This is a genomic window from Paenibacillus sp. FSL F4-0122 (genome assembly GCF_038002845.1).
Taxonomy (GTDB): domain Bacteria; phylum Bacillota; class Bacilli; order Paenibacillales; family Paenibacillaceae; genus Paenibacillus_AQ; species Paenibacillus_AQ odorifer.
In genome coordinates, this window is the sequence record NZ_JBBODI010000001.1 from 1,166,420 (window position 1) to 1,192,898 (window position 26,479).

21 protein-coding genes and 1 riboswitch are annotated in these 26,479 nt (G+C 45.9%); of the genes, 3 read left to right on the plus strand and 18 right to left on the minus strand.

The genetic code is table 11. The features are described from left to right. Positions 1-170: 170 nt before the first annotated feature. Both MHH49_RS05000 and MHH49_RS05005 read left to right on the plus strand, forming a co-directional pair. Positions 171-638 carry a hypothetical protein gene (locus tag MHH49_RS05000; RefSeq protein WP_076104226.1) on the plus strand — a complete coding sequence of 156 codons (468 nt, stop codon included), beginning with the start codon at positions 171-173 and terminating at the stop codon, positions 636-638. Between the two features lie 49 nt (positions 639-687). Continuing rightward, positions 688-1,392 (plus strand): AIM24 family protein, encoded by a 705-nt coding sequence (locus MHH49_RS05005; protein ID WP_036676578.1) that lies wholly within the window; start codon positions 688-690, stop codon positions 1,390-1,392. Between the two features lie 94 nt (positions 1,393-1,486). On the opposite strand, the gene MHH49_RS05010 is transcribed toward MHH49_RS05005, so the two are convergent. Then, positions 1,487-1,942 carry a Dps family protein gene (locus MHH49_RS05010; protein WP_036676579.1) on the minus strand — a complete coding sequence of 152 codons (456 nt, stop codon included), beginning with the start codon at positions 1,940-1,942 and terminating at the stop codon, positions 1,487-1,489. Between the two features lie 187 nt (positions 1,943-2,129). After that, positions 2,130-3,608 carry a potassium/proton antiporter gene (locus MHH49_RS05015; RefSeq protein ID WP_341137945.1) on the minus strand — a complete coding sequence of 493 codons (1,479 nt, stop codon included), beginning with the start codon at positions 3,606-3,608 and terminating at the stop codon, positions 2,130-2,132. A 194-nt stretch (positions 3,609-3,802) separates the two neighbouring features. On the opposite strand from MHH49_RS05015, the gene MHH49_RS05020 reads away from it, so the two are divergent. Further along, positions 3,803-4,867: a GNAT family N-acetyltransferase gene (locus tag MHH49_RS05020; RefSeq protein ID WP_036676582.1), complete on the plus strand. Its 1,065-nt coding sequence runs from the start codon at positions 3,803-3,805 to the stop codon at positions 4,865-4,867. A gap of 87 nt (positions 4,868-4,954) precedes the next feature. On the opposite strand, the gene MHH49_RS05025 is transcribed toward MHH49_RS05020, so the two are convergent. The 16 genes from MHH49_RS05025 to galU form a co-directional block, all read right to left on the minus strand. Next, entirely contained in the window at positions 4,955-7,660 is a 2,706-nt protein-coding gene (locus MHH49_RS05025) for a discoidin domain-containing protein (protein WP_341137946.1), read from the minus strand. 51 nt (positions 7,661-7,711) lie between these two features. Then, positions 7,712-9,232 (minus strand): glycosyl hydrolase, encoded by a 1,521-nt coding sequence (locus MHH49_RS05030; RefSeq protein ID WP_341137947.1) that lies wholly within the window; start codon positions 9,230-9,232, stop codon positions 7,712-7,714. A 154-nt stretch (positions 9,233-9,386) separates the two neighbouring features. Continuing rightward, positions 9,387-10,937 carry a glycosyl hydrolase gene (locus MHH49_RS05035; protein ID WP_081382474.1) on the minus strand — a complete coding sequence of 517 codons (1,551 nt, stop codon included), beginning with the start codon at positions 10,935-10,937 and terminating at the stop codon, positions 9,387-9,389. A gap of 12 nt (positions 10,938-10,949) precedes the next feature. Further along, positions 10,950-11,029, minus strand: a riboswitch (cyclic di-GMP riboswitch). A 136-nt stretch (positions 11,030-11,165) separates the two neighbouring features. Further along, positions 11,166-12,539 (minus strand): sugar phosphate nucleotidyltransferase, encoded by a 1,374-nt coding sequence (locus MHH49_RS05040; protein ID WP_076104223.1) that lies wholly within the window; start codon positions 12,537-12,539, stop codon positions 11,166-11,168. Between the two features lie 697 nt (positions 12,540-13,236). Next, positions 13,237-14,577 carry a UDP-glucose dehydrogenase family protein gene (locus MHH49_RS05045; RefSeq protein WP_341137948.1) on the minus strand — a complete coding sequence of 447 codons (1,341 nt, stop codon included), beginning with the start codon at positions 14,575-14,577 and terminating at the stop codon, positions 13,237-13,239. A 4-nt stretch (positions 14,578-14,581) separates the two neighbouring features. After that, entirely contained in the window at positions 14,582-15,682 is a 1,101-nt protein-coding gene (locus MHH49_RS05050; RefSeq protein ID WP_036676592.1) for a glycosyltransferase, read from the minus strand. A 61-nt stretch (positions 15,683-15,743) separates the two neighbouring features. Further along, a complete protein-coding gene (locus MHH49_RS05055) occupies positions 15,744-16,883 on the minus strand; it encodes a glycosyltransferase family 4 protein (RefSeq protein WP_076104221.1) in 1,140 nt (379 codons plus the stop codon). Beyond that, entirely contained in the window at positions 16,883-18,070 is a 1,188-nt protein-coding gene (locus MHH49_RS05060) for a glycosyltransferase family 4 protein (protein WP_036676596.1), read from the minus strand. Before MHH49_RS05060 ends, MHH49_RS05055 begins: the two co-directional genes overlap by 1 nt. Next, positions 18,057-18,914 (minus strand): glycosyltransferase family 2 protein, encoded by an 858-nt coding sequence (locus MHH49_RS05065; protein WP_038568901.1) that lies wholly within the window; start codon positions 18,912-18,914, stop codon positions 18,057-18,059. The genes MHH49_RS05060 and MHH49_RS05065 overlap by 14 nt, the downstream gene beginning before the upstream one ends. 26 nt (positions 18,915-18,940) lie before the next feature. Beyond that, the gene (locus MHH49_RS05070; RefSeq protein ID WP_036676601.1) at positions 18,941-20,326 is read right to left on the minus strand and encodes an oligosaccharide flippase family protein; all 1,386 of its coding nucleotides are present in this window, start codon (positions 20,324-20,326) and stop codon (positions 18,941-18,943) included. Then, complete coding sequence (locus tag MHH49_RS05075) at positions 20,292-21,770, minus strand: O-antigen ligase family protein (RefSeq protein ID WP_036676604.1); 1,479 nt, start codon at positions 21,768-21,770, stop codon at positions 20,292-20,294. The genes MHH49_RS05070 and MHH49_RS05075 overlap by 35 nt, the downstream gene beginning before the upstream one ends. Then, positions 21,767-22,540, minus strand: coding sequence for a WecB/TagA/CpsF family glycosyltransferase (locus MHH49_RS05080; RefSeq protein ID WP_036676606.1), 774 nt, complete (start codon positions 22,538-22,540; stop codon positions 21,767-21,769). The genes MHH49_RS05075 and MHH49_RS05080 overlap by 4 nt, the downstream gene beginning before the upstream one ends. Continuing rightward, entirely contained in the window at positions 22,537-23,883 is a 1,347-nt protein-coding gene (locus tag MHH49_RS05085; RefSeq protein WP_036676609.1) for an O-antigen ligase family protein, read from the minus strand. The genes MHH49_RS05080 and MHH49_RS05085 overlap by 4 nt, the downstream gene beginning before the upstream one ends. 9 nt (positions 23,884-23,892) lie before the next feature. After that, entirely contained in the window at positions 23,893-24,828 is a 936-nt protein-coding gene (locus MHH49_RS05090) for a glycosyltransferase (protein ID WP_036676610.1), read from the minus strand. 25 nt (positions 24,829-24,853) lie between these two features. Further along, the gene (locus tag MHH49_RS05095; RefSeq protein ID WP_076129267.1) at positions 24,854-25,546 is read right to left on the minus strand and encodes a sugar transferase; all 693 of its coding nucleotides are present in this window, start codon (positions 25,544-25,546) and stop codon (positions 24,854-24,856) included. A 30-nt stretch (positions 25,547-25,576) separates the two neighbouring features. Then, positions 25,577-26,467, minus strand: coding sequence for a UTP--glucose-1-phosphate uridylyltransferase GalU (gene galU, locus MHH49_RS05100; protein WP_042185171.1), 891 nt, complete (start codon positions 26,465-26,467; stop codon positions 25,577-25,579). Positions 26,468-26,479: the final 12 nt, after the last annotated feature.

The following is a 26,479-nucleotide window of genomic DNA, read 5'->3' on the forward strand; positions in this document are numbered from 1 at the left end:
GAGATAATCACGGACTGATCGTGTTTAATAATGAGTAAACGAAAACCTTAAGGAGGTAAAAATTACTTTCATTATAAGCATTGCCAGTCCCATGGCGTACGCTGTCAGAAGCTGTCAAGCTGTGTTAAAATAAAAGAACTACAAGCCTAAATTGGGTGGTGATTATATAGATGAAGCAACATAAATCCCGAGCATATCTACAGCTGTTATATTCGCTCCTGTTCTTGCTGACGCTTACTGTATGCCTGCCAGCTCCTGTAGCAAAAGCTAATATATTCAGTGATATCTATAATGGAGTTAAAAATTTCTCCGAGCTGCCAAACGAAGTGAATGAATTAAAGGAAGGTTTTCAGCAAACTGCTGAAGAGCTTCAGCAGGCAAAGGATAAGCTCGCGAATACCACGCAGGAGATGGAAGCTTACCGGATACAGAACGAAAGCCTACAAGAGCAAAATCGCCAACTGACGCAGATGGTTGATGAATTAAAAAATGACCGGACGGCACGCGAAGAATATTATCATAAAATCAAAGTGACTATTTTTACAGGGATTGGACTAATCCTAGGTTATTTTATACTGATCCGTTTTATTCGTTTCAGCATGCTTTACCGTTCTCGAAAAGGCGATCGTCTGCGTTAGTCTTACGTATTCATTGAAGATCACAGTCACAGCATGAGGGAGATGAACTATGAACATCGATATCCAAGATGAAAGCGACAGTGGAAGCGGACAAGCCGTAGCCTTCTCCCTTCAGGAGAAGGAAGAGGTTCATGTACTCCATCCACAACAAATTATCGCTTATCAAGGTCCTTCCTCAGGACGAGCGGACAGATTTATGGATGTAAAGGGCATATACCGCAAGCGAAAGTTGATTCGTTCCGATATGGCAGGTCCTTGCCATTTCGTTGCCGCCCTTCCGCCAGGCTATCGCATAAAAATCCTGCAGCTCGATGGTAAAAGCGATCTGCTGTACGACTTTAAGCATCTCTTCTTCTACAGTATAGGTATTTCGCTGGAGACCCGGGTGCTAAGCATGAAAAATGTGCTCGTTACACGGGATATTGTAAAGGTGAAATTTTCGGGCAATGGCATGATTGGCATACTGACGGAGGGTACGGTCTGTGAAGCTGTACTGCATCCGACCAACCCCCTTTATGTCGATGCAGGCAGCATTATTGCCTACCCTGAGAATGCCAAGCTGGAGCTCACCGTTTACGGCAACCATTTGGCTAGCCAGCATATGAGCTATCACTGGAAGATGACAGGTCACGGGCCTGTGCTGTTTCAGGCAGGACGTCAGAACCGCCGATTCGAAAGAGATAATAACGATGATGGAATTGTTAAACGATTTCTACGCGAGGTAGTCCCCTTCGGGGGTGTGTTTATTAAATAGTTGTGTTCAGCAGTAAAACAACAAAACAAAGAGCGCCATGCGTATCCTATACGCAGGCGCTCTTTGTGGTTCTATCCTTTATAAGACTGTTGTCTTAGGCGATAAAAGCATTCAACATCCATGCATGTTTCTCAATGCTGCTTCTAATACCAATCAGCAGATCCGCAGTAGGTTGATCAGCCAGTTCTTCTGCAGTAGCAATCGCAGCTTGCAGTTCTTTAGAGACAGTCGTAAAGTCTCTAACCAGCTCCATTACCATACCCTTGGCATCTTCGCCACCACGAGCTTCCTGTAAATCGGAAAGCTCCAAATATTGTTTCATAGAGGAGGCAGGTTGTCCACCAATAGCAAGCAGGCGCTCAGCCAAATCATCTGCATAACCAGCAGCTTCATTGTAGAGTTCTTCAAACTTCTCATGCAGCGTGAAGAATTGGGATCCGCTAACATACCAGTGATAATGATGAAGCTTTACCCCAAGCAGGAACCAGTTCGCGGTCTGGCGGTTCAAAGCAGCGTGCAGTTCAGTTTGGCTCTTTAGTTGTGTACTCATTAATAAAACCTCCTATGGTTAATTTATTATATTGTATTTAGACTCGTTCTAAATCTATATACAATTTAACACATCCTTTTGCTTTTTGCAACCACTTTGAAGATTTACATGTTGCCGATTCTAGCATAACTTTTGTTATACCGCCTATTATCTCTGTCACACTCTGGATAACGGCCTCTTTCTAAACTTAAATCAAAGATATATTTTCCTCCGCCGTCTTCCCTTTCTGACTCCGGAAAAAAGCCCTCATCTCATCGCGTTTGCTCTTTGGACTTAAGACATATACAGTATCCCCTGGCTCAATGACGGTACTGCCATGGGGGGTGACAATGCTTTTATTCCGGATAATAGCAGTAAATAAGATATCATCTGGCAGTCCAATATCGGAGATTTTCTGCCCGGCAATGGGCATGTAAGGTTCAATTCCTATGTGGTTGAACTCGGAATCTGTCTTGCCAAGGGCGACCAGCTCCATCAGTGATGGCTGTGCTGAATCCTCTTGCCCCACCAGCTTCAACCGGGAAGCCAGCGGTGAAATGCTTGTTCCTTGAATCACTGCTGAGGTCAGCACGACGAAGAACACCACATTGAAGAACAGTCGTCCGTGGGGAAGATTGGCTAGCAGCGGATAGGTTGCCAGTACAATTGGAACGGCTCCGCGCAGGCCTGCCCAGGAAATCAGTGTTTTTTCACGAATAGAGAATTTGGAAAAGAGCAAGCTTATAAACACACCAATGGGCCTTGCCACAACCATCAGAATGACGGACAGCAATATACCTTGCCAAGCCACCTCTGCCAGCTCCTGTGGAAATACCAGTAGACCCAGCAATATAAACATAAATATTTGCATCATCCAAGCGAAGCCATGACTAAAATTCATAATTGTTCGATGATACATTAGCTCAGAATTGCCAAGGGTAAGACCCATTACATAGACAGCCAGCAAGCCGCTGCTATGAACGAGTGCAGATAACCCGTAGGTTAGGACAGCAAATCCAATCGCCAATACCGGGTAAAGCCCCGTGGAATCCAGGTTAATTCGATTGATAAGATATACTGCGATTTTGCCAAGTACAACCCCTATCACCAAACCAACTGCCATCTCCCATATAAAGGACAGCACAAGTCCCCATATCGCCATATCCGGATGCTGAATCCATTCGATCAGCGATACTGTCAAAAACACCGCCATAGGATCGTTGCTGCCTGATTCCGCTTCGAGTGTCGAGGTCAGTCGTTTGTCAATATTCTTACCGCCTAATACCGAAAAGACCGCAGCCGCATCAGTCGAACCCACGATAGCTCCGAACAGAAAACTTTCCGCCCATGACACCTCAAGAATCAGCTTAGCGAACACCCCAACGATAGCTGTCGTTAACAATACGCCTACCGTAGATAAGGATAATGCCGGCCGAATAATAGGCTTGATATCCTTAATACTGGTCTGCATCCCACCTTCGAACAGGATAACAACCAGCGCAAAAATCCCGGCCATTTGTGTTAAGGAAGCATTGTTAAAAAAGATAAATTGACTCAGTACCATCCCCGCAGCAAGGAAAAGCACTAGCGCTGGCATTCCAAATTTAGTGGAGAATTTGGTGGAAAACACACCTACAAGTAAGAGAGCTGCCAGCAATAATATGATATTATCTGCAAGTTGGGTCACCGTTTATTCACTTCCCTTTCTCTTCTAGCTTAAAATATAAGCTTCCTTATTTATGTACGTTATTACCCTTATCCACATCCTTTTGAGACATTGAATAATATAAGCAGGATTGAAGATTTCATCCGCTGGGGCTTATACTTAAAATAATTCCTTCCTACCCTGCTCGTATTTACATATAAGGAGGCTGACTGTAAATGCAATTGAGATTAATTAAACCTGCGGAGCTGGATCAAGCCGCTCTTCTGGCCCATTCCATCTTTCGCAAAGCCGGCGACACTTCTATGAAAGAGCTGTTTCCGCTGATTTTCAGCCCTGGTTACACTCACTCTTATGCAGCCGTTGCCGAGGACGGTAACATCGCTGCTTTTATGGGATTAGTGCCCTCCACGATCCGCACTGGAGAAGCTCTCCTGAACGTATTCTCCATCGGTGCAGTTTGCACAGATCCTGCTTATCGCGGCCAGGGACTAGCCGGTCAGCTTCTACAGCTATGCCAGACCCATGCTGCGAATGCTGGCGCATCACTTATCTTTGTCTCGGGTGACCGCTCGCTGTATACCCGAGCGGGATGCGTACCGTTCGGCGGTACGCAATTTGCCGAGCTGAACGCAAGCTCGGCTCACGCACTTGCTGCCGCAGCAGGGGAAGAATGGACGCTGCGGCCAATGCAGCCGGGCGACTTCTTCGCCGTCAACCGGCTGCTGAATGAACGCGAAGCCGGACAGATGTACAGTCCGGGTGAGCTAGCGCTGCTGTTGGGTGCCGAGGCTTACGCGGGTGTGCTGGGCTTGTCCCAGCGCACACTCGTAGCCGTGCGGGACGGCAGCATCGAGGGGTTCGCCGCGATGGCTGTGCCCGCGGCGGATGTACCGGCGCCGAGCCCAGCGACGGCGGTGGATTGGGCCGGCCAGCCGCAAGCGGTAGCGGCGTTGCTGGCCAAGGCGGCTCTGTGCAGCGGCGTTGGCACGCTGCAAGTGCCTGTGCCGTGGCAGGAGCGCAGCCTGCTCGCGCTTCTGCGGGACGCCGGCGCCTCCTTAAGCGCCGGCGCGAACAGCGGGACGGTCTGCATAGCAGACCGGGAATCGCTTTTGCGGCAGACGGAAGTATGCCGCAAGCGTAGCCTCGACTTGTCGTCCGTGGACGACAAGGAGCTGATCTCGCTGCTGTTTGATCCAGCGAGCCCGCTTCGCACCTCAGATTCCTCAGGGGAATCTGAGGCAATTCCATTACCTTATATGTCTGGTCTCCATTTTATTTAAAGTACAAAAATAACCTCAGCGGGAGAATGATCCCGCTGAGGTTATTTAGTATGCTCTATTAACAGTTATATAAATTCAAATAATTGCTTATTCTCTGGAGTACACCTGTAGCTCTTGAATAGACCAATAATTCCCGCCCGCTCCGGTCTGTACAATTTTGATATACCGTGTCTTTACCTTAGAAAAGGTTATCTTCGTAAGCTCTTTCGTGCCTTTTCCAGAGGTGAGTTTGTTCCAGTTTTGAGCATCGTCAGAAATATAAACTACATAGTCTCTTGGATAATCAAACGGTGATAACGTGCTGTCCAAATCTATTCTTTCAATTTCATGTGCTTCACCCAGATCAATCTGAAAATACTCTCCAGAAACCTGATGTTTCCCCGTATCCCAGCGCGTGCGCCGATCCCCATCGATAGCCAGACTTGGAGCTAATGCCACCGTATTCACATTTGAGGTTACCTTCCACTTTGTCCGATCCAGAGGAACCAGGCCGGTGGCTGTAATCTGAATTTTGTCGGAAAGTAGATTTGAACCTGATACCCTTACCGCGTAGGTATATAACGTCCCTTCACGTAAATTATGATCCGTGTATTCTGTAAGCTTCACATCGGTGGCTACCACCTTCATTTCCCCCCCGCTACCTTCAGCACGAAGCAGCTCGTAGCTTGCTCCCGGTGCCTCCAACCAATTTAATTTTACAGCTAAACCTTTTGTTGCTGCGGCTTTGAATCCTTTAGGGGCCGACGGCTTTACTTCAGAGGAAGGCTGCAAAATATACTGCACAGCCTCTCCTGGAGCAAGTGTCTCCGTAAAAGTTAACGTGGGAGTAGCCTTTTTACCTGTTACATAACTTCTTGCTTTTTCATACGTATTCCCGTTTCCAAAACGTTCCCCTTCATACACCCCGTTTTTCGGCATAGTCACATTTACACTCACAGTTTGTGGAGTAGACTCAAAGTTAACGAAATTAACCAGCACCTTATTTGAGGTCGCTCCGCTTCCCGCAAGAGGCTTCAATGTAGAAGTATCCACGGCCCGAACATATACCAGCTTGTCGGCTAACACATCTTTGTTGGCAACTTGATAAGTTAATGGAGCTCCATGCGTAGCATAGGCAAGACTGAGCCTTCTCATGATGCTGACACGTGAATCCTCATTTTCTTTTGTATAATAAATCTCTGTGGTCGCCGGATCATGCTCTTCTAAATTAAACCCGTATTTGAATAAACTGAAATCCTTAAAAAAAGCAGCATGCTGCACAAACATATCCGCATAACCAATATGCGCACGCATGATCCGGTCGAATACAGCCGCTGTCCGCTCCGTTGCCCCGTATTGATAGGCATCCACATGACTGTCCGAGGTACCAAATTCAGTGGTCAGCATTTTTTTGCCGAGTCCATTGTCTGCGCCAGTGAAGGTCTTCAAATTCTCAGTAAAGCTTCCTCCATTACTAAAAATATAAGAGTCCCCGTAGGAATGTCCATTGGTCAAATCCGTAACCTTCTCCAGCTCCATACGTTGCTCTGGATCACGTTCCCAGCCATCCGGATCTCCACATTCCTTCCCAGTTCCCTTCTGATTACCGCAGGAATCCTCACTGTAACTCGGCCAATACGCCCAGCCCGGAGCAACAGTTTGTAAATGGGGCGCGATTTGCTTGCCCTTTTTATTTAGCCAGTCCGCAATCGCCAAGTTAACTGCCTTAGAACGATTGAATAATCCTGGCTCATTATCTACCTCATAATATTGAAAATAGGGGCTATATTGCTCAAAATAATCCGTCAGCTTTTTCTCTGCATCAGCGGGCAACGATCCGTCTGCCTTAAGCTTAATATCACCAGTATGCAAATACAGAGCAACCGCCTGCATGTTGTAATCCTGCAACACCTTGTAATATTCCATCATATCCGAGCAGGACCGCCCAACATCGCTGGCACAGCTGGTTCGCATCACATTGCCGCTATAAGCCATACCTAGCCATTTGATAACATAAGGCAAGTGCGTAACTGCACCTTCATCGAAATAAAATTGCTTATTATTCACTACTGTTCCGGTCAATGTGTAGCTGCCATGGATAGGCTCAGAAATTGGAGCGTTAAGAGACTCTAAACGGAGATTATCCCAAGTCCACCAGGAATATTCGTCTTCTTTGTCACTGCAATATAAACAGCGAACCGTTTGCAGCTTCAATTCGTTCGTTCCTATCTTCAATTGCTCCTTGGGAATATATAATTCATAGGTCTTTTGAAAGCTATATTCACTTTCTGTGCCAGCAACGCCTGCAATTTGAATGATCCCCGACAATTGATGATTGGAGAACACACTCATTTGCGGCACGGATTTATACGCATCCAGAATACCTACGCTAAATAAGACCCCATTCTCCGGGATCTTATTTAGCTGATATGTGATCGTTAATTCCGGCTGGGTCTTTCCATTCAAGCCTGCAGGCAAGCTCTGCAGAGCCGATGATTTGAGCACCGAAGAAGGAACATTAAAGTCCTTCTTGCTGCCAGAAGTGCCACTCGCAGCGAATTCAGCTGCTGAGCCATCATGTTGTCCCAGATTCCAGATCACAGTACCATCCGGTATTTCTGCTGCAGCATCAGTTCCTGCAGATAGTCTCGGTATATTGGCACCTACCTTATAATCGTTTGTCCTATTCGTTCCGAAGACAGAGACAGACAACAGAAACAAGACGGTTAATGCGGCGAATTTTAGTAATAACAGTAATGGTTTGTTTGCAGATATCTTATTTTTTCTATTAGATATTCTCCTCGTTATTCCCATCCATAGGTCCTCTCTTTCTTCCGGAATGTCTTACCCTATCATTTCATTAGATTAAGGAAGGAACAATGCCCCTTGTGGAATTACCTGCTGCTTCTGGCTGGAACTCTCCCATAGCAAACGAAGATTGGCATCTCCTTCATTTTCATAATATTCAATTTGGATATCATAAAGCGTTCCAGCTGTGAGCGGGATACTTCCTTTATGAAGGGTTGCACTTTGATTTTTCCAATTGTCGATGATCAGCTTTCCGTCAATCCAGACACGGACTCCATCATCAGAGGATGCTGAAATTGTATATTTCTCACTGAATTTGGGTTTGAGCTTCCCTTTCCAGCGTACAGAAAAGTGATCTTCATTTATCCCTGAGGCAGGTGACGCACCATGCCAATTAAAATCAATCTTACGGTCATCGCGGATAAGTACCGCTTCTCCCTCTAAATCAGTATTGTTATAGTATTCTCCAGTTAAACCCGTTAGGGTTACCGGAGTTACGGGTGCTATCGAAGGACCTCCTGTTGTGAGAACATAGTCCTCTCTCGATACTATAAACGAGTCTTTCATAAAGCTTTTAATTGACTGTAGCGTATTATTTTCTGTCAGTAATTTTCCCCAGGTCATCATATAGACCCATTTATTTTGTTTCTCAGTTAATACATCCGGGTCCGGCAGCTGTCCGCTCTCCCCGATTCCGATAGGTTTACCCTCGGCCAATGCGAGCAGATCCTCATAGTAGGACTGCTTATAATCGTTATTGTAGATATCCGCAGCCAGAACATCGAGTTTATCCCCACCGGGATAATATGCAGCATAAGGATCTGACCATTCATTCGGCGCATTCGGATTCCATACCCACAGTAGATTATTTAGCTTGTGTGTGTTTACAAAACGATCATAGACAATACTCCAAAGCTCTGAAAAATTGTCCTTTTTCCCCCACCAAAACCAACCGCCATTCATTTCATGGTAAGGTCGCCATAAGACTGGAACTCCGGCATCACGCAATTGTCCCAAATATCCAGCAACCTCGTCTAGATCTGAGATTAGCCTCTTATACTGAGCTGTCCCAGGTGTAACATAAGCATTAAATTTCTCTTGACTGAGACTTCTGTTTACATTGGACCATTCTGGAGATGTTCCCGGCAAACTCTGATGGAATGTCATGGCTACAATGCCACCCTCGTGATGCCATTCAATTGCACTGTCTATCACTGCTTGCCGCTGTTCTGCGATCGTCCCTTCGGATTGATTATTAATCGCCCCTAATTCATAACCATGTAGAACGGCATTTTGTCCCGAAGTATTCTTCAGCTTATGAACCAGTTCATCTGGGCTTTCTAGATAATCATGCTGGCCCGACAAAATCCCTTTGCCACGTAGATTCACCAAATTACTCAGCAGTTGCTTAGCCTCTTCAGAAGCCGATGGATTACTGGGTATAACCGGAGGTAAAGAGGAAGAAACACTCATAGCCTTCGGAAGACTCTTAACCTCTCCCCAAGGCAGCAAGGAAAAAATAATAAACACCGGTAACATAGTAAACAACAATCTGTTTTTCTTATAATATTTACGCAAATAAATCCTCCTTTCGGTAGCTGTACTGCCTCTACAGGTGCTAAATAAACATACCTGTTATCGGACAATCGTCTTCTGACCTAATGAGGACTATAGCTTAGTAGCTCTGCAATAACGCAGAGCCACTAAGGATCGACCTTTTAATTTTCATCAATCAGGAGACATCCGGAAGAAAAAGTGCACTTGCTGGAACTGTCTCTTTAGCTTGACTAGCACTTTCCCACATCAAGCGGACTCTCGCATCGCCTTCATTCTCGTAATACTCCACCTTGATATCGTATAGCCGGCCAGCCTTCAGCGTTATAGTGCCCTTACGCTCAGTACCACTTTGCTTAGTCCAACTATCAATCACGGATTCCCCATTCACCCAGACACGGATACCATCATCTGAGGTAGTGTAAAATGTATATTGCTCATTATATAACGGCTTAATTTTACCGCTCCAACGTATGGAGAAACGATCAATCCCGAGGGCGGCATCCGGCGATCCTTGCCGCCAATTGAAATCGATTATTGCATCAGTTCTGTTAAGAGTTGCCGCTCCCGACAACAACATGTTGTTGTAATACTCTCCTGCAAGCCCCTTCGCGAGAGGAATTGCTGCCTCCCCCTCTTCTTCGGAAGGTGCCGGCGCTGGTGCGGCGCTAGGTGTCGGTGCCAGACCAGTATTTAATTTATCTCTGGTCAGGGTGTAGTTGCTATTCATAAATGTTTTGATTGTGTCTGCACTGTTATTTTCGTAAAGCATTTTTCCCCAGCTCATCATATACGTCCATTTACTTTGCGATTGCTGAAGCTTCTCCAGATTAGGCATTTCACCATTCTCCCCGATCGCAATCGGTTTGCCTGCGGCTAGACTCAACAAGCTGTCATAGTATTTTTGCTGGTAATCATTTTCGTATATATCTGCTGCCAGAATATCTACTTTATCAGCACCTGGATAAGTTAGTGCATAAGGATCTGACCAAACATTGGGAGCATTCGGACTCCATACCCATAACAGATTATTTAATTTATGAACGTTAACAAAACGGTCATACATTATATTCCATAGTTTAGAAAAGTTATTTTTCTTCCCCCACCAGAACCAGTTCCCGTTCATTTCATGATAGGGTCTCCAAAGCACCGGAACATTGGCATCGCGCAAGCTTTTTAAAGAGACTGCCACCTTATCAAGCTCAGCGATCAGATTATTATATTGCTTGGTACCCGGTGTAACGTAACTATCGAACTCACTCTGGCTGAGTGTTTTTTTCACATTATCCCAGTCATAAGAGGTGCCCGGCAGGTTAGCATGAAAAGTCATAGCTACGATCCCGCCCGCTTTATTCCAGTTGATGGCGCTGTTCACCACATTTTGACGTTGCCAAGCCATCGTTGCTTCGGACTGACCACTGATCGCACCCATTTCATAACCGTGAAGAGCCGCATATTGTCCGCTGGTTCCCTTCAGCATATTGTTAATTTCATCTGGACTTTCTAAATAGTCATGTTGACCAGCAATAATGCCTTTTCCTGAGATCGAGTAAAAATAGTTAAGCAGCTTTACGGCTTCAGGTGAGGCACCTGGGGTAACTGGCGTTCCAGAATTTGAAGCAGCTATGACAATAGACGGCGAAATCCCAACAGCAAGCGGAAGTGCAGTCAGAAACAGGACGAGTGACAGAAATGCACCAAACAATCGATACGTACGGTAAGCTTTCAAAATATTCTCCCTTTCGGTAGCCAGGCTGCCACTCTTTCGAAGGCCCTATAGCTTTGCGTCCCTACCTTTCGATAGGTTTGCCTTTTCAATTTAAGAGAAATAATCTCTCTTACCGTAAGTATCGACGACAATTAATGATATATTTAGTGTTTTTATGACTTTTTTTGATAATTGAGTCAATTTACCTGTTTCAAGAAATTTTGAATTGGTTAAATAGATAGGTTAGACCTATGAAATGAATTGTTGTAGTTCTATATCATTCCAGTCTAAAGTAATACGAATGTTATCTTCTTCTACTAATTCAGACCCCGTCTGTACCTCTATAAACTCAACATCCGTCAAAGCAAGGATCGCGTGTTTCGTTCCTTCCGGTATACGTACCACGTCCCCAGCCTTCACATTATGTTTTTTCTCATTCAGCACAATACTTGCTTCGCCGCTGACGATTGTCCAAATTTCACTACGCTTGCGATGTAATTGATAGCTGATATTATTCCCCTCGGATATAAAAATCCGTTTGGTCAGCACTTCATTGCCTTCATCATATTTCACATAATCAATAACTTTGTAATGGCCCCAGCGGCGTTCCTCGTACATCGGTCTTTGTTCAAAGGTCTTCAGCACTTCTTTAATCCGTGGGCTCTCAGCTTTATGGGTAACTAGAATTCCATCCGGGCTAGCCGCAATGATCAGATCCTTCGCACCAATTACCGTAATCGGAATGTCCAGCTCATTAATCAAGCAAGTCCCCTCAGAATCCGCCGTCACAAAACCTTTTCCTACATGCTTGCTGCTCATTTCCTCTGTCAGCGTATTCCACGTTCCAAGATCCTTCCAGAATCCATCATACGGCTGCACCACAATATGTTCTTCTTTCTCCACCACTTCATAATCAAAGCTGATGGAAGACAATAGCTTATACTGCTTCTGCAATTCTTCATATCCTAAAGGCAACCCTTTACGCTGCAAAATATCTAACAAGTACCCTAAACGGAAGGCAAACACTCCGCAATTCCACAATGCATTTTGCTCGATGAGCTGTTCTGCTTGTATGCGGTCTGGTTTCTCTTGAAAGTGACTCACCTTCATAAAACCATTCCCCCCCGCCTCTTCAGCGGTAGGAATAATATATCCGTATTTCTCTGAGGCATGTTCAGGAACAACACCCATTAGTGCCAGATTTGCTCCACTTTCCAGCATGGTCCCCTCAAGCATAGCTATGGTATCGAAAAAGGATGCTTCTACATAAGGGTCAACAGGCAATATTGCTACCGTCTCCGCTGGAGAAACACCTGCCACTGAATAAAGATAGGTAGCTGTTAAGGCGATAGCCGGAAAAGTATCCCGACGCTCCGGTTCAACGATAATCGGCACATGACTTCCCAGTTGGCTTTGTATCATTTCTACTTGGCCGCGGCCGGTGGCTAGATAAGATGATTCTGCCATCCCTGCTTCCTCCAGCTGTCTCCAGACACGTTGTACCATGGATTCTGGTTCACCTTGAGGGCTTTCAAGTACCTTTAGAAATTGCTTTGAACGTGAGTCGTTAGACAACGGCCATAACCGTTTACCTGAACCGCCTGATAGAAGTACCATTTTCATAGAATGAACCCTCCTTGAATTATGGAAATCGAGCATAATGGAATTGTTATCAAAACGTATAGCTTCCGCTTAGCCTTAGTTCGAGCGGATGCATTTTTTAAAAAATTTATTAGGTATGAACCACTCCAAGGGATTTTGGACTTCCGATCGCTGTTATCCTCAGATTTCCTGATTGGACCGCTTCTCGCGGTAGAAATCCGAGGATAAAGGCGAACACTCCGTTTCTACAGTTCCAAATTCCCTTTCCGTTCTTAACCTAACCAACTACTTTTTAACAATGATCCATGCGCACCGGGCTGTACCAGCCGGAAGCGAGCACGTTTTTCTAAAGATTTGCTTCTGCTCCGGGGGAGGCAGCTGCAACTGCAAGAACAACTGCAACTACAAGAGCAAGACTAGTTGCCACCACAGAAACAGAGACAATGACAACTACAAATGCTACTGCTACTGCGGTATATAATCAGAGTACCTAACTTTATAAATTGCTTAGAAACTTAAGATTAAGGGAATGGAGTGGCGGAAGAGAATTTTGGAACTGGAGGAGCGATAGCATCCGCCTTTGTCTGCGGATTTCTACCGCTATCAGCGGTTAAAATCAGGAAATCTGCAGACAACAGCGGCTGGAAGTCCAAACATTCTCTGGAGTCACGGCTCATCCCTAATAGAAAAATCACAAGTTCAATCAATATAACTTAGATTAAACCGCTCCAGCCACACTAGCAGAATAACCGCTCAATCCGCCCATCTGCGGGCGGCCGACAGAATGATAAACGAGGCCGGTACCCTCGATTTGCTCCTTGGAATACACGTTGCGTCCATCGATCAATACCCCATTACGCATGCTTTTCGCCAGCTGATGCAGATCAATCTCCTTGAGTAGGCTCCAATCGGTCAAGAGGCAGACGGCATCGCTGCCCTCAGCCGCTTCCTCAGGCAGATGGCACCAGCGAAGCTGCGGATGATCGTATTGCTGCCTGAAATTTGTAGCTGCGATTGGATCATATAGTTTGACTGTTGCCCCTTCAGCCACCAGTGCCTCAACAATCTCTCTGGCGGGAGCTTCGCGGACATCATCAGTATTAGGCTTAAAGGCAAGCCCCCATATCCCAATCGTCGAACCGCGCAGGCTGCCAAGTGATTCATGCAGCTTGGAGATGATCATAAACCGTTGTCCCTTATTCACTTCGACTACAGATTTCAATAATTTGAATTCGTAATCGACGTTGCCCGCAATTTGAATGAGCGCATTAGTGTCTTTCGGGAAACAGGAGCCTCCATAACCGATGCCAGCCTGCAGGAAGGATGACCCGATTCTTTGGTCCATACCCATTCCTTGTGCTACCTTAGTTACATCAGCTCCCACTTTTTCACAAATATTGGCGATCTCATTAATAAAGGAAATCTTCGTGGCCAAAAATGCATTCGAAGCATATTTGATCATTTCAGCACTGCGTATATCTGTTACAAATACATTTTCTGTGAAACCCTTATGAAGCTCGCGCATAGTTGGTTCCAGCTCTGGATTATCAAGACCAATGACAATTCTGTCGGGATGGAGGGTATCGCGAATCGCTGAGCCTTCACGTAAAAATTCAGGTGCAGACACGATATCAAAAGGATGATGGGTATGGCTAGAGATCATTTTGGAGATTTTCTCATTTGTCCCTACTGGAACTGTAGATTTAGTCATTATAATTTTGTGCCCTTCCATCGCTTTAGCGATTTCAGCGGCTGCACCCTCAATATAGGTTAAGTCTGCTTCACCATTAGGCAGTGATGGCGTACCTACAGCAAGGATGATAATATCTGAACGGCGCACCGACTCTTGAAGATCTGCAGAAAAAGATAACCGTTCCTCACGAAGATTCAGTTCAATCAGTTCCTCGATTCCCGGCTCATAGATGGGCGATTCCATCTGTTTCAGCTTCTTAATCTTTTCCTCGTCCTTATCCACACAGATGACATGATGTCCGCCCAGTGCAAAGCACACGCCAGATACAAGACCCACATACCCAGTACCGATTACTGTCAGCTTCATATAATCATCCTCCTTTTAGAAAATTGACGTACGCCTGCTCAACATACTGCTTGAACTTAACCATAAACGCCTGCTCATCGAATTTACGTGCATGCTCCATAATTTGATCGATATCCCAAGCGTAGGACTCTACCTCATAAATAGCCTTAAGTAGATCCTCCACTTCTTGATGCTGAAAGAACACACCATTTACATAAGGAATAATAGTATCTAGTGCGCCACCTGCTTGATAAGCAATTACCGGTCTTCCTGCAGCGTTCGCTTCCAGCGGTGTAATTCCAAAGTCCTCTTCTCCTGGAAAAATAAATGCTCGACACTGTGCCATCATTCCAGTCACTTGCTCATCTTCTAGCCGGCCCAGAAACGATACATTATCCTTAGCCATGCCTTCGAGGCGCTTGCGATCCGGTCCATCCCCTACGATATAAAGCTTAAGACCGTTACGATTGAAAGCCTCTACCGCCAGATCAATCCGCTTGTAGGAAACAAGCCGGGAGACAATTAAATAATAGTCACCAATGGTAGAAGAGCTTGTAAACCGGGCTGTATTAATCGGTGGAAATATGACATCTGCATCCCGGTGATAATAATTCTGAATCCTCGTCTTCACTACTGAAGAATTGGCTACGAACTGATTCACATTTTTGGAAGTCCGTTGGTCCCACGTTTTAAGCTGCTGCATGTATACCTTAAGCATTTTCTTGAACAGCCCGGAATTCGACTGACGTTCCATATAGGTGTCATAGTCCCATGCGAAGCGCATAGGCGTATGGCAGTAACAAAGATGAAACGTATGTTTAGGAACCTGAATACTTTTCATAAAAGCACTGCTGGAACTCAGGACGATATCGAAACCGCGAAAGTCCAAATCACGGATGGCCATTGGATAAAGTGGCAGCACCCCTTTAAAATTGGTCTTTACTCCCGGAATCTTTTGCAGCCAGGAGGCACGGATATCCGCATCTTTGAGATTGTCAGTAAGGCGGCTTCCGTTAAAAACCGTTGTGTAGATTGGAGCCTCGGGATACATGTGATGAAAGACTTCCACCACTCTTTCCGCGCCGCCCATTTGGATTAAGTAATCGTGCGCTATCGCAATTTTCATGTGAATCATCCTCAAAGTTTTATGGAGCATCATCTTCAGAATTACCGCGTCATATCATCTGTCAGGTGCCCGCCAACAAACCTTTATAGTAGTCAACGATGTCCTTGACCGTATTCTCGATAACAAAATGCTCTTTCACTCGTTTCATCCCATTGTCCGCCATCCGCCGTCTTTCCTCTGGGTGATCCAGCATCCATTTAATGGAGTCTGCCAGTATCGCCGCGTCACCAGGCTCTATCAGTAATCCTGTCTCACCTTGAACTACAATTTCTACCGGCCCGCCTTCATTGGAGGCGATCACCGGTAATCCCGCTGCCATTCCTTCAACGATAACTTGGCCAAAAGGCTCAGGAGTTACCGAAGTGTGAATCAGTAAATCAGCAGTATTCATAAGGCCTTGAATATCATCCACATGCCCTAGCATGCTTACATTAGTAAGCTCGTCGTTTTTTATCTTTTGCAGCAATTCCTGCTTATAAGCCTCTTCTCCAAACAGAGCGTCTCCGGCCAGCCAGAACTTCACACGAGGTTCGTTCTTAAAGCTTTTTGCGGCTTCCAGCACAATATGCTGACCTTTCCAATGCGCCAATCGACCAACTAGCAGTACGTTAAAATTCTTCTGGTCCCGCATGCCGATCCCATTACCAATCGCTTTAGCGAAAGCGGAGTATACGACCAGCGTTTTTTTGGAACGCGGCAGCTCCAAAGCATTCAGCGTAGAATGTGAATTCGCGATGACTCCATTTGGGAGCAGTCGCGACAGCAAACGAATTCCTTTGGCAACGATAGGCTTTAAATAAGGGGCTCCAATATGATCCCGGATATGCCAGATCAATGGAACGCCTGCTATTTTTGCAGCGATGGCTCCGTATAATGCAGATTTCAGGGAATTGGTGTGCACGCAATCTACCTTCTCCGCTTTTAAGAGCGGCGCAAGCTTGCGGCCATAAGCCAACAGCTTGAAGGCTGCAGCAGGTGCTCCCAAGTTGACTGCATTTCTACCACGACTTCTGATGCTCTCATCCAGCGGAATAATACGGACATCCATCCCTTTTTCACGTAGCCGTTCAGCCAGCGCACCATCCTCAGCCAGAATTACCAGTGGATCGATCTGTTCTCCAATATGGGTAAGGATGTTAAACAGGGCAACTTCTCCACCACTCCATTTAGCAGTGTGATCTATATAGGCCACTCTAAGCATTACGTGGTCACCTCCTCTCCTAAGGCTTGTAGGAACACGGATTCTACTTGATCCGTAACATGCTCCCAAGTATATCTCTCTAGTACATGCTCTCTACATTCATCACGGCTCGGAAGCAGCTTTCGATTGCTAAGCATATGGATCATGCCTTCGGCCATGTGGTCGCTACTTGAACTCTTAAATAGCAATTCCGGCCGGAAGCCTTGCAAAATCTCCTTATTGCCGCCAATCGGTGTAGCCATCACTGGCAATCCTGAAGATAAGGCTTCAACGGTAATCAATCCAAAGCCCTCCAATGCCTGTGAGGGAACCACGAACATGTCCGCTGCCTGATAATAAGAGGCTAGTTCATGATCAGGAATGTAGCCTAGCAGCCTTACCTTGTTGCTTAAGCCATAGTCGGCGATCTTTTCTTCCAGTTCCCCCCGCAACGGCCCTTTACCACCAATCAGCAGAATTGCATTTGGGAATCGCTCCGCAACTTGCTTCCAGGCTTCAAGCAGCTGGAGTAGTCCCATCCGATTGACCAAACGCCGGACAGTCAGCACGGTTGTTGCTCCCTCAGGTAAATTCAAGGTCCGGCGAATCGCCAATCGATTCGTAGCGGGGATAAAACGTTCCACATTAGCTGCGCCTGGAATCACAATAATTTTGTGTAGTGGCACTCCGTGCAGCTTATGGAGAATATCGCGGAACGTCTCACTAAGCACGATGAACTTATCCGCTAGCTTATAGGCTCTATGTTCAATGGATTTGGCGATGGTTGTTTTGACCCGGTGCTTAATGCCTTGACCTTCGATTTTCATTTCTTCATTCCATGGGCCATGAAAAGTCATCACTACAGGAATCCCACGTTTCTTTGCTTCCAAGGCTGGACCAATACCATAAGGAGCAAAGTGAGTGTATAAAATATCTATACGGCCACTGCCCTCTCCCATCAGATCGGCCGCCTTACGCTGGAAAGCATCCTTACGTTTCCAGATCCCATCTTTTGGATCTCCGGCATTGTGAATAATCAATTCCTCAGGGGTAGCAGGCGTCTCTTGACTGCAAATCAGCGCATGCACCCGATTACGTGAGGAGAGTTGCTCGCAAACGGATTTGAAATACGTGTTAAGCCCACCCGGCTGTAGCGACGGCCAGCTAAGGCCTGTCGTCATAATGTTCAATCCGTCACTGTACGGCATAGCTTCTCTCTCCTTTATTCTCCTTCTCGGTCTGACTCGTCTTCGCATTGTGCTGAGTCAGCTTTCCCGATCTAATTAATTCGTAATGCTTGAAGCCGACCATGAATTCATACATGACCCAGAATACGGATACACCGAAGCCTGACATTCCCTTCTTGAACAACCCATGTAAGAAATACTTTTGCAGGAAACGGGCTGGTGGTCTTAACAGCAGATGACTGACCCGAAATCGTTTGCCCTTGGCATACGCACTTTCAGCTTCCAAGTCAGTATACTTATTGAAACGTGCCACATGATCGTTAATACTGCGGTAACCATAATGCCAGAGGGTTCCTGTCAAACGTATGGTTCGCTCTTCTGAGACCTCGGGCATCTCGTGCACCAAGCTATTTCGAATTCCATATGCTTTGCGGTTGTATAGGCGCACTAGATATTCGCCACGATCCAGCCATCTGCCCATAAAATCACCGATCCGGTAGATAGAATAGGCAACCGATTGATCCATAAGCCCCGGTTTCAGTTCAAGAATACTTGCGGCCAACTCGTCGCTGACCACTTCGTCAGTATCAATAAGGAAGACCCAATCATGAACCGCGCGTTCTACTCCGAACTCCCTCTGTTTCGCATATCCGGGCCAAGGGTTGACGTATACTCGACAATTCAAGCTTTCAGAAAGCTGTACTGTCCCGTCTTTGCTGCCTCCGTCAATCACAACCACCTCGTCGGCGAATAACCTGCAGGATTGTATGGCCTTAGATATTCGAACTTCGTCATCCTGAGCGATGATGACAGCCGATATTGGATAATTGCCTTGGCCGCCTACCACGCTTTTTACTGAATCCATGAAGGTTTCCTCCTTTATCTTTCGCATTATCCATTCATATCCATAGGTTTCTTGCGAATGTAAGAATTCATCGTCGTCTTCATCCACTGAATGTCCTCCCGGGTAATAAGCAGCCGCGGAAGTTTAACTTTTAAGGTGTACTTTATATTGAGAACAATGAAGAAAAATCGCAGGATTGCTGATGACAACATCGCTATCCCTGCTCCGAGTAAGCCAAATTTAGGGATGAGCAGGAACAACATTGGGATAACCAAGAGTAAGCCAAAACCTTGAAGCATCGAAACAATTTTCGGCTTGCCTAGCGCCATAAAGGCCTGCGCCAGAATGATCGTCCCCCCGCTAATAGTCACTTCAAGGAGCAACAAACGAAACACGGTTAATGCCGCATTGAAGTCTTTGCCGTACATCAACGGAATTACTAAAGGGGCTAAGAGCATCAGAACTACTCCGCCAAGCATGGTGAAGGTCGTACTTATTCGAAAGGCTTTGAATGTTAACTCAACTGCCTGTTCTTTTGACAGCTCAGAAGCCTTAGGAAACAAGACGATCGTAATCGAACTTGAGAAAAAATTAACCATCCGCGATAGACTCACAGCCACTACATACAGCCCCAAATCAGCAGGTCTTAACAAACCGGCAATTACAATCTGATCGATATAGGTAGAGAAATTGCCAAGCAAGTCATTGCCGTAGGAACCCAGCCCGTAAGTGAACAATCTTTTTAAATTCTGATAGGCCCCTCTCATCTTCACCTTATAGGTGCGAAGCAAGGAAATCGTCATTCCGATAAACAGCGGCGCCCCCGGAAGGAGATAGGCAACTGCAGTTGTAAAAGGATTCATCTGATCCAGCGCGATCAATATCCCGATCATCGTCAGTGTAAGCAATGGCACTAGATAGCGAATCCAGTTAAATCTCTTGTATTCTCCTCTGAATTGAAAAGCTGCATTGTTAATTTGAGAGATCGCTATAATCGGACACAGAATCATAGACCACTGAGCAAAGGTCACGACCTCCGGACTGAATGACTTCAGCCAATAAGGTAAGACCACGATACCTATAATCATCGCTATGACCCCAAAAATGGTACCGAGCAGCAACGCCATACGATAAAGCACTCCGGCATCCTCCGGGTTTTTCTTAGCGTTATAGATGAGAGCTGAAGGAATGCCAAAGCTCATGCTAAACGCCAGAAACTGTGACCAGTTAATCATCGCCGTCTGTTCCCCACGACCTGTCGGTCCAAGATAACGGGCGGTCAGTACACCAGTTAACATGTTAATCAATAGGATCATGACACTGACAAACATAGTTTTTACGGCTGCCGAGCTGTTGTCCTTGCTCTTGGCGAACAGTCTAAAAGATGACCAGATTGTTCTAGCGGGGAGAGATTTTGCATTCAACTGCTGCATACGGTGTTCCCTTCCTTCTACTTTGAGTAATCTCCCTTGCGCTGAGGCCAAGACCGATCAGCATCCAGATTAAGTATCCCTTGAGTCCGGGAAACCCATTATCTGAAACTAGACTGACAATCGCACCGGTCCAAGTAGCTAACGCAAGTCGGGCGTAGGGCTGCAATTGGTCCCTGCTGATTACTCTAGCGAATATCTGTTTGACAACTGCGCCTAAAGCTCCGAAGAAGAAAACAGCACCCAGAACACCAAAGGTAAGCAGTAAAGCGATAACTCCGTTATCCATAATTCCGTACTCTCCAAGCTCGCCGTCATTACCAAGCTTAGTCCCTTGGCCTACACTACCAATTCCCTGACCTACTGGATTGGCAGCGACCATCGGCAGCATGTTTTGCCATAAGCTTAGCCGTTCATTATAAGAGTGATCTTCCTGAACAGAAGATAGTGTCTCTACCCGAGCAACCAGTCCTTCGGCGCCAGGCAATTTCGGCACAACCCAGAACAACGCAGCAGCCACAAAAACTAATTGGATCAAGGTTTTCCACTTTCCCTTAGAAGGAGAGGTTCCAATGTACATGAGCAGCATCACCAGAAGTATCAGCCATGCCGCACGTACTAAAGTAGTCAGCAGGCAAATTACAACTAGCAGAACGCCGATCCAGCGCAATGTTCCCCGCCATTTTTTCTCCAGTATCATCGGAACTAAAGCAAACGCTAAGAATGTTGCTGCCGGTCCGGGCGAATTCAGCGTAGAGAACACTCGGATTTCCAATGGATATGGATTTCCGATGGACATCATGTCCGCATGTTTCATCCAGAACACATCCCAAGGTGGCACTGTCAAATACTGAACAATCCCATAAATGGCAACTAGGACTGCAATATTGGCAAAAGCAGTAAGCAATCGATCGATATCCTTCGGCTTGAACTTCGTGACGGCAAAGTACGGCAATAACAGCAGTGGCACAATATAATTCGCTAAGTCATAAACTGAGCCCATGCCATTCTTAGCCAAACCGATTAAAGCACCATAACCCAGCGCAACTGCGAACATTAACATGATCCGCGTGGAGGCTTTTTGAATATTATGAATCTCCTTCAGCAGCGGAATGATCAAGGTTACACCGGTTAACAAGGGAGCTAAGCTCAGCAAGGATACAGAGTGATAAACTCCTTCTGACCAGTCAGCAATGCGGCGCAGCTCTGGAGCTACGGCCCAGATTAGCAAGGTATAAGCAACCAGCATTTTCGGTCTAAGTATGGCTAACAAGAAAGCCGGGAATAGGATGGCTGAGAGAATGGCTCCCTGCAGACTGTTCGATGAACTCAGCATCGCACTGGAGAAGCCAATGATCAGCGGAAGAGAGACACCTACAGCAGCAGTCCCCCCTATTAATCCAGCTGTCTTGATGAACCTAAGTGATGGGGGCGTAAATACACTCATTCCAAGCCTCCTTCCTTCACCTTATCCCGCTTACGCAGTTCCTTAAGTAATAAAAGTAGAAATTGTGCATCGTCCACAAGATATCTTTTCCAGAGCCGACCCGGCTCCTGGCTAAGCCGCCAGAACCATTCGAACCCTGTTTTTTGCATGAAGCTAGGTGCTCGTTTCACTGAGCCTGACAGAAAATCAAAGGTCGCTCCCACTCCGATCGATATCGGAGCTTGATAAGAGGTATAGTGGCGATAAATCCACTTTTCCTGCTTAGGCGCTCCTACACCAACAAACACGATATCTGGCTGGCACTCTGTCAGCATTTCTATAATGCGTTCATTCTCCTCCTCATTGTGCTCGAATCCATAGGATGGAGAATAACAGCCAACCACATTTATTCCGGGATGCGCTGTTTTCAAATTCATTGCTGCCCGTTCCGCCACGCCTTCAGCTGAGCCTAAGAAGAACAGCCGGTACTTCCTTTGCTCAAAGGCGTTGCCCAATCGATTAAATAGATCCGCGCCGGATACCTTCTGCTTAAGCGGCTTGCCTAGCATTTTGGATGCCCAGATCAGTGGCATTCCGTCAGCAACAACTGCGCCTGCCTTCGAATATACCGTTTGAAATTCTTTATCCTTACGAAGCTTGATCACATGATCTACATTGCAAGTGAGGATATAAGACTGATTCCTCTCCTGAATGGTTTTATCAATGTAATCAAGCAAATCCATGAAATCATAGTTATCAAAATTGACATCGAACATATTCACTTGACTCATCGTATCACTTCTTTTTGTGGGGAATCGGTTGGCTGTGAAGATCGATACAGGCAGTTCAGGTACCAACAGAACGGAATAATAAATTGGACCGTCGACAGCGTGTTATCGGAGAATGAGTAGATTAAAAACGCTGCAATAAATAACAGATAATAAGGTTTGATCGGCGGAGCCAATGCTCTGTACACCAGAATAAATACAGCCAATAAAGAGAACATCAACAGAATAGCGCCAATATATCCCCCATCGAAGTAAAAGCGGATATACTCGTTGTGCGGAACTACAAAACCCTTATACAATGTTCCATCATTTGCTACCGTCACTGCTCCAAGCCCTCTACCAGACCAAGGAGAGTCCGCAGCCTTGTTTAAGAAATACTCCCATGCCTCTGACCTTCCTGATAAATCAACAGCCGTATCTGTCTGTCTCTCAAAGGAACGTTTCTCAAAATTATCGAGCTGCCAGAAAACGGCGACCATAATCAGGAAAAATGCACCCATCAACGGAATTAGCAGATAGGTTCTGCCCTTCAAATATTGGCGGAGAATATCATAGAAGTAATAGAGAACGGTAAGTCCAAGTGCCAATATAGGCCCTCTTGTTCCTGTTCCAATCAAGATAAAGAAATTTAGAACTAACATGATATAGAAAAAGCGTGCTTGCTGCGGATTCCGCTTCACCTCTATAAATGGAATCGCTACTCCCATAAAGGCCAGCATCGCTAGATGCGCAGGAATATTAGCCCCCTGAATCCGTACAGCGCCTGTATACTCGATGTTGAGAAAATTATGAACATGCGCAAGCTGCAGCAACAAACCAACCACTACACTAACAAGGGGAAGCATACAGATAATTTTGATTTGCAGCTCGGCTACATTCTTTTTCCAGTTGATTAATAAAAATACGAATGGAATGGATAGACCGATAAAAGCTTTAACTGCAATGGATGAGGTCATTTCCGGCAGCCAGATCGAAGACCCAAAGGTAATCACCAGCAGCGCTACCATTGCCCACAAGGGGTGACTCAGACGAAACCGCAAGCCATTGACCAGAATACAAGGAACAAGCAGCATCACGATAACCAATTTATAAAGGGACAGTATCTCCATTCCGAACATGCTGCCATCATATAAAAAGTTAATCGATATTGCCGTCGTGATTAGAACGAAATAACTGATCAGTTCAGGCCGTGAAATCGAGATTCCCAGCAAAATAATCAGAAGCACGGCAGCTATCGCAATCATCGGCTGGTAGATGACCGCCGTTCCAAAGAACAGGGCCGACATGAGATAGAGCATCCCGTATGGCAAAACATTTAATTTGGAGCCCCACTCAAAATTTGTCATGTTAATCCCTCACCCCGCTGCGGAATGCCTCTCCCGATTGAGAATCATATGAAGCGTTCCACGAATACTCTCCAGCCTGCATTTATTCAAAAGCCTTCTTCCTTTACTTCTTGAGAGGATAGAATCAGCCAGGATATACACGAGCTTAGCGGCTGTCTTTCCCACTAGAAGCAGCTTGCCTTTTAGTCCTTCGCTTTTCATAGCGTTAGAGATGCCTTGGCTATAATAGCGCCTCATAATCCAGTCTTCCGTCAAGCGGGCCGCCGGAACGAAATGGTCAACCGCCATTTCCGGATGGTAGAGGATGGAATGCCCTTCTTTTTGAATCTGTCCGAATAACCAGGTCTCTTCACCAGAGAGCAGAGAATCACCCTTTCTTCCGAGATCTAGGGGAAAAAGACTGATGTCGAATACGAGCTTCCGCATCGCCATATTGGCCCCACAAGGATGAAGTTGCTTGGGATATTCCTTAATCCGGCTACCTAAATCAACAATCGTGTACGGAAGCTCAAAGGGTTTAATCAACCAGTCCGGACGTTTACTTTCAAATATCGGAGCGATTTTGCCTCCCATAGCCATGACCTCCGGTTTACTCTCGAAAGTACTGACAATCGTTGTTATCCAACGCTGGCAAGGTATGGCATCATCATCGAGAAAGGCAATCAGCGGCGATTTGGAAGCCAGAATTCCTGTATTTCTAGCCGCTGAAAGCCCCTGCATCGGCTCCATCATGTAGCGGATATCCACATCAGCTCCATGCTTTCCTATAAACTTTTTGACGCAAGCTTCAGTATCATCCTTGGAACAATTATCCACAACAATGATCTCCGCCTGCTCTAAGTGATCCAGCTTTAAAAGTGACTGAAGCGTCTTGATCAATAAAGGTGCTCTGTTGTAGGTACAGATGATAATGGAAAGCTTAGGAACGTCTCCGTATTCACGCATCGGCATTCACCTAATTTCCACATTATTAATAAGCATCTTTTGAACCGAGTAACATCAGTCCGGTTTTAGCAATGATTTTTAGATCCAGCATGGTGCTCCGAATATGGATGTAGGTTAAGTCCAGCTGTACCATTTCGTCGAAGCCGACACTGTTTCGGGCATTTACTTGCCAATATCCGGTACAACCTGGAGTAACCGTCAAACGCTGTTTGTCATAATCCGTATACTGAGCCACCTCTTCTGGCAGCGGAGGACGAGGACCGACCAGACTCATTTGACCTATCAGCACATTCCACAGCTGAGGTAGCTCATCGATGCTCGTCTTGCGCAGGAATCTCCCTATTTGTGTGATCCGCGGATCGTTCTTAATCTTGAACATGGCACCGCTCACTTCGTTATAGGCCATCAGGTTTTCTTTTAACTCCTCAGCGTTACTGACCATGGATCTGAACTTATACATCGGGAATTGCTTTTCATTCTTCCCAACCCGGTTTTGCCGAAAGAACACCTTTCCTTTCGGATCCTCCAGCTTGATCAGAATCGCCACGACAACAAATAATGGCATTAACACGAGAAGACCAAGAGCGGAAAAAAAGATATCGATCATCCGTTTCATTATCAAATAGGACTCTGCTTCTTTCCTTCTCTCATCGGTATGCAGCATGTAAAGTTTCGGCAGGACCGCCTCGTAGTCTTCCGGCAGTTTTTGCATGCTCATCCTCCTCATCTAAAATTTTGCGAACTCAACTTAACTACTCAAGCTGGTTTGTCCCATTTTATTCAGCCATTCCGCCATTGCATCCATCACCGGATAGCGCAAATCTTCGCTTTGCAGTGCAAATTCAAGTGTTGTCAAAATATATCCAAGCCGCTCGCCGACATCATATCTTGTTCCGTCAAAATTATAGGCATATACCCGTTCGCTCTGATTCAGCTTCTGAATGGCATCTGTCAACTGGATCTCTCCGCCAGCGCCTTCTTCCATCAAATCGAGATACTTAAAGATCTTCGGCGTAAACACATACCGGCCCATGATCGCAAGATTGGAAGGTGCCGTACCTAGTGGCGGTTTCTCTACAAAATTGTTAACCCGATACAATTTACCGTCCTGCAAATCCGGTTCAATAATACCGTAACGATTCGTGAATTCATCAGGAATCTCTTGAACTCCGATAACCGAGTTTTGTGTTTCTTCATATTGATCAATCAGCTGCTTAAGGCAAGGTACGGCTCCTGTGACGATATCATCGCCTAACATGACACCGAATGGCTCATCTCCGATAAACCGTCTTGCACACCATACGGCATGCCCCAGACCCTTCGGTTCTTTCTGGCGGATATAGTGAATTTCTACCTTAGCTGAACGTTGAACCTCTTTAAGCAGATCCAGCTTTCCATCTTCCAGAAGCCTAGACTCCAGCTCAAACGCATTGTCAAAATGATCCTCAATGGCTCTTTTACCTTTACCAGTAACAATGATGATATCTTCAATACCGGAAGCAATAGCCTCCTCAACAATGTATTGAATGGTTGGTTTATTGATAATCGGAAGCATTTCTTTAGGCATGGCTTTCGTTGCGGGAAGAAAGCGCGTACCTAGTCCTGCCGCGGGTATGATTACTTTTTTTACCTTTTTCATCGCACTTTACCT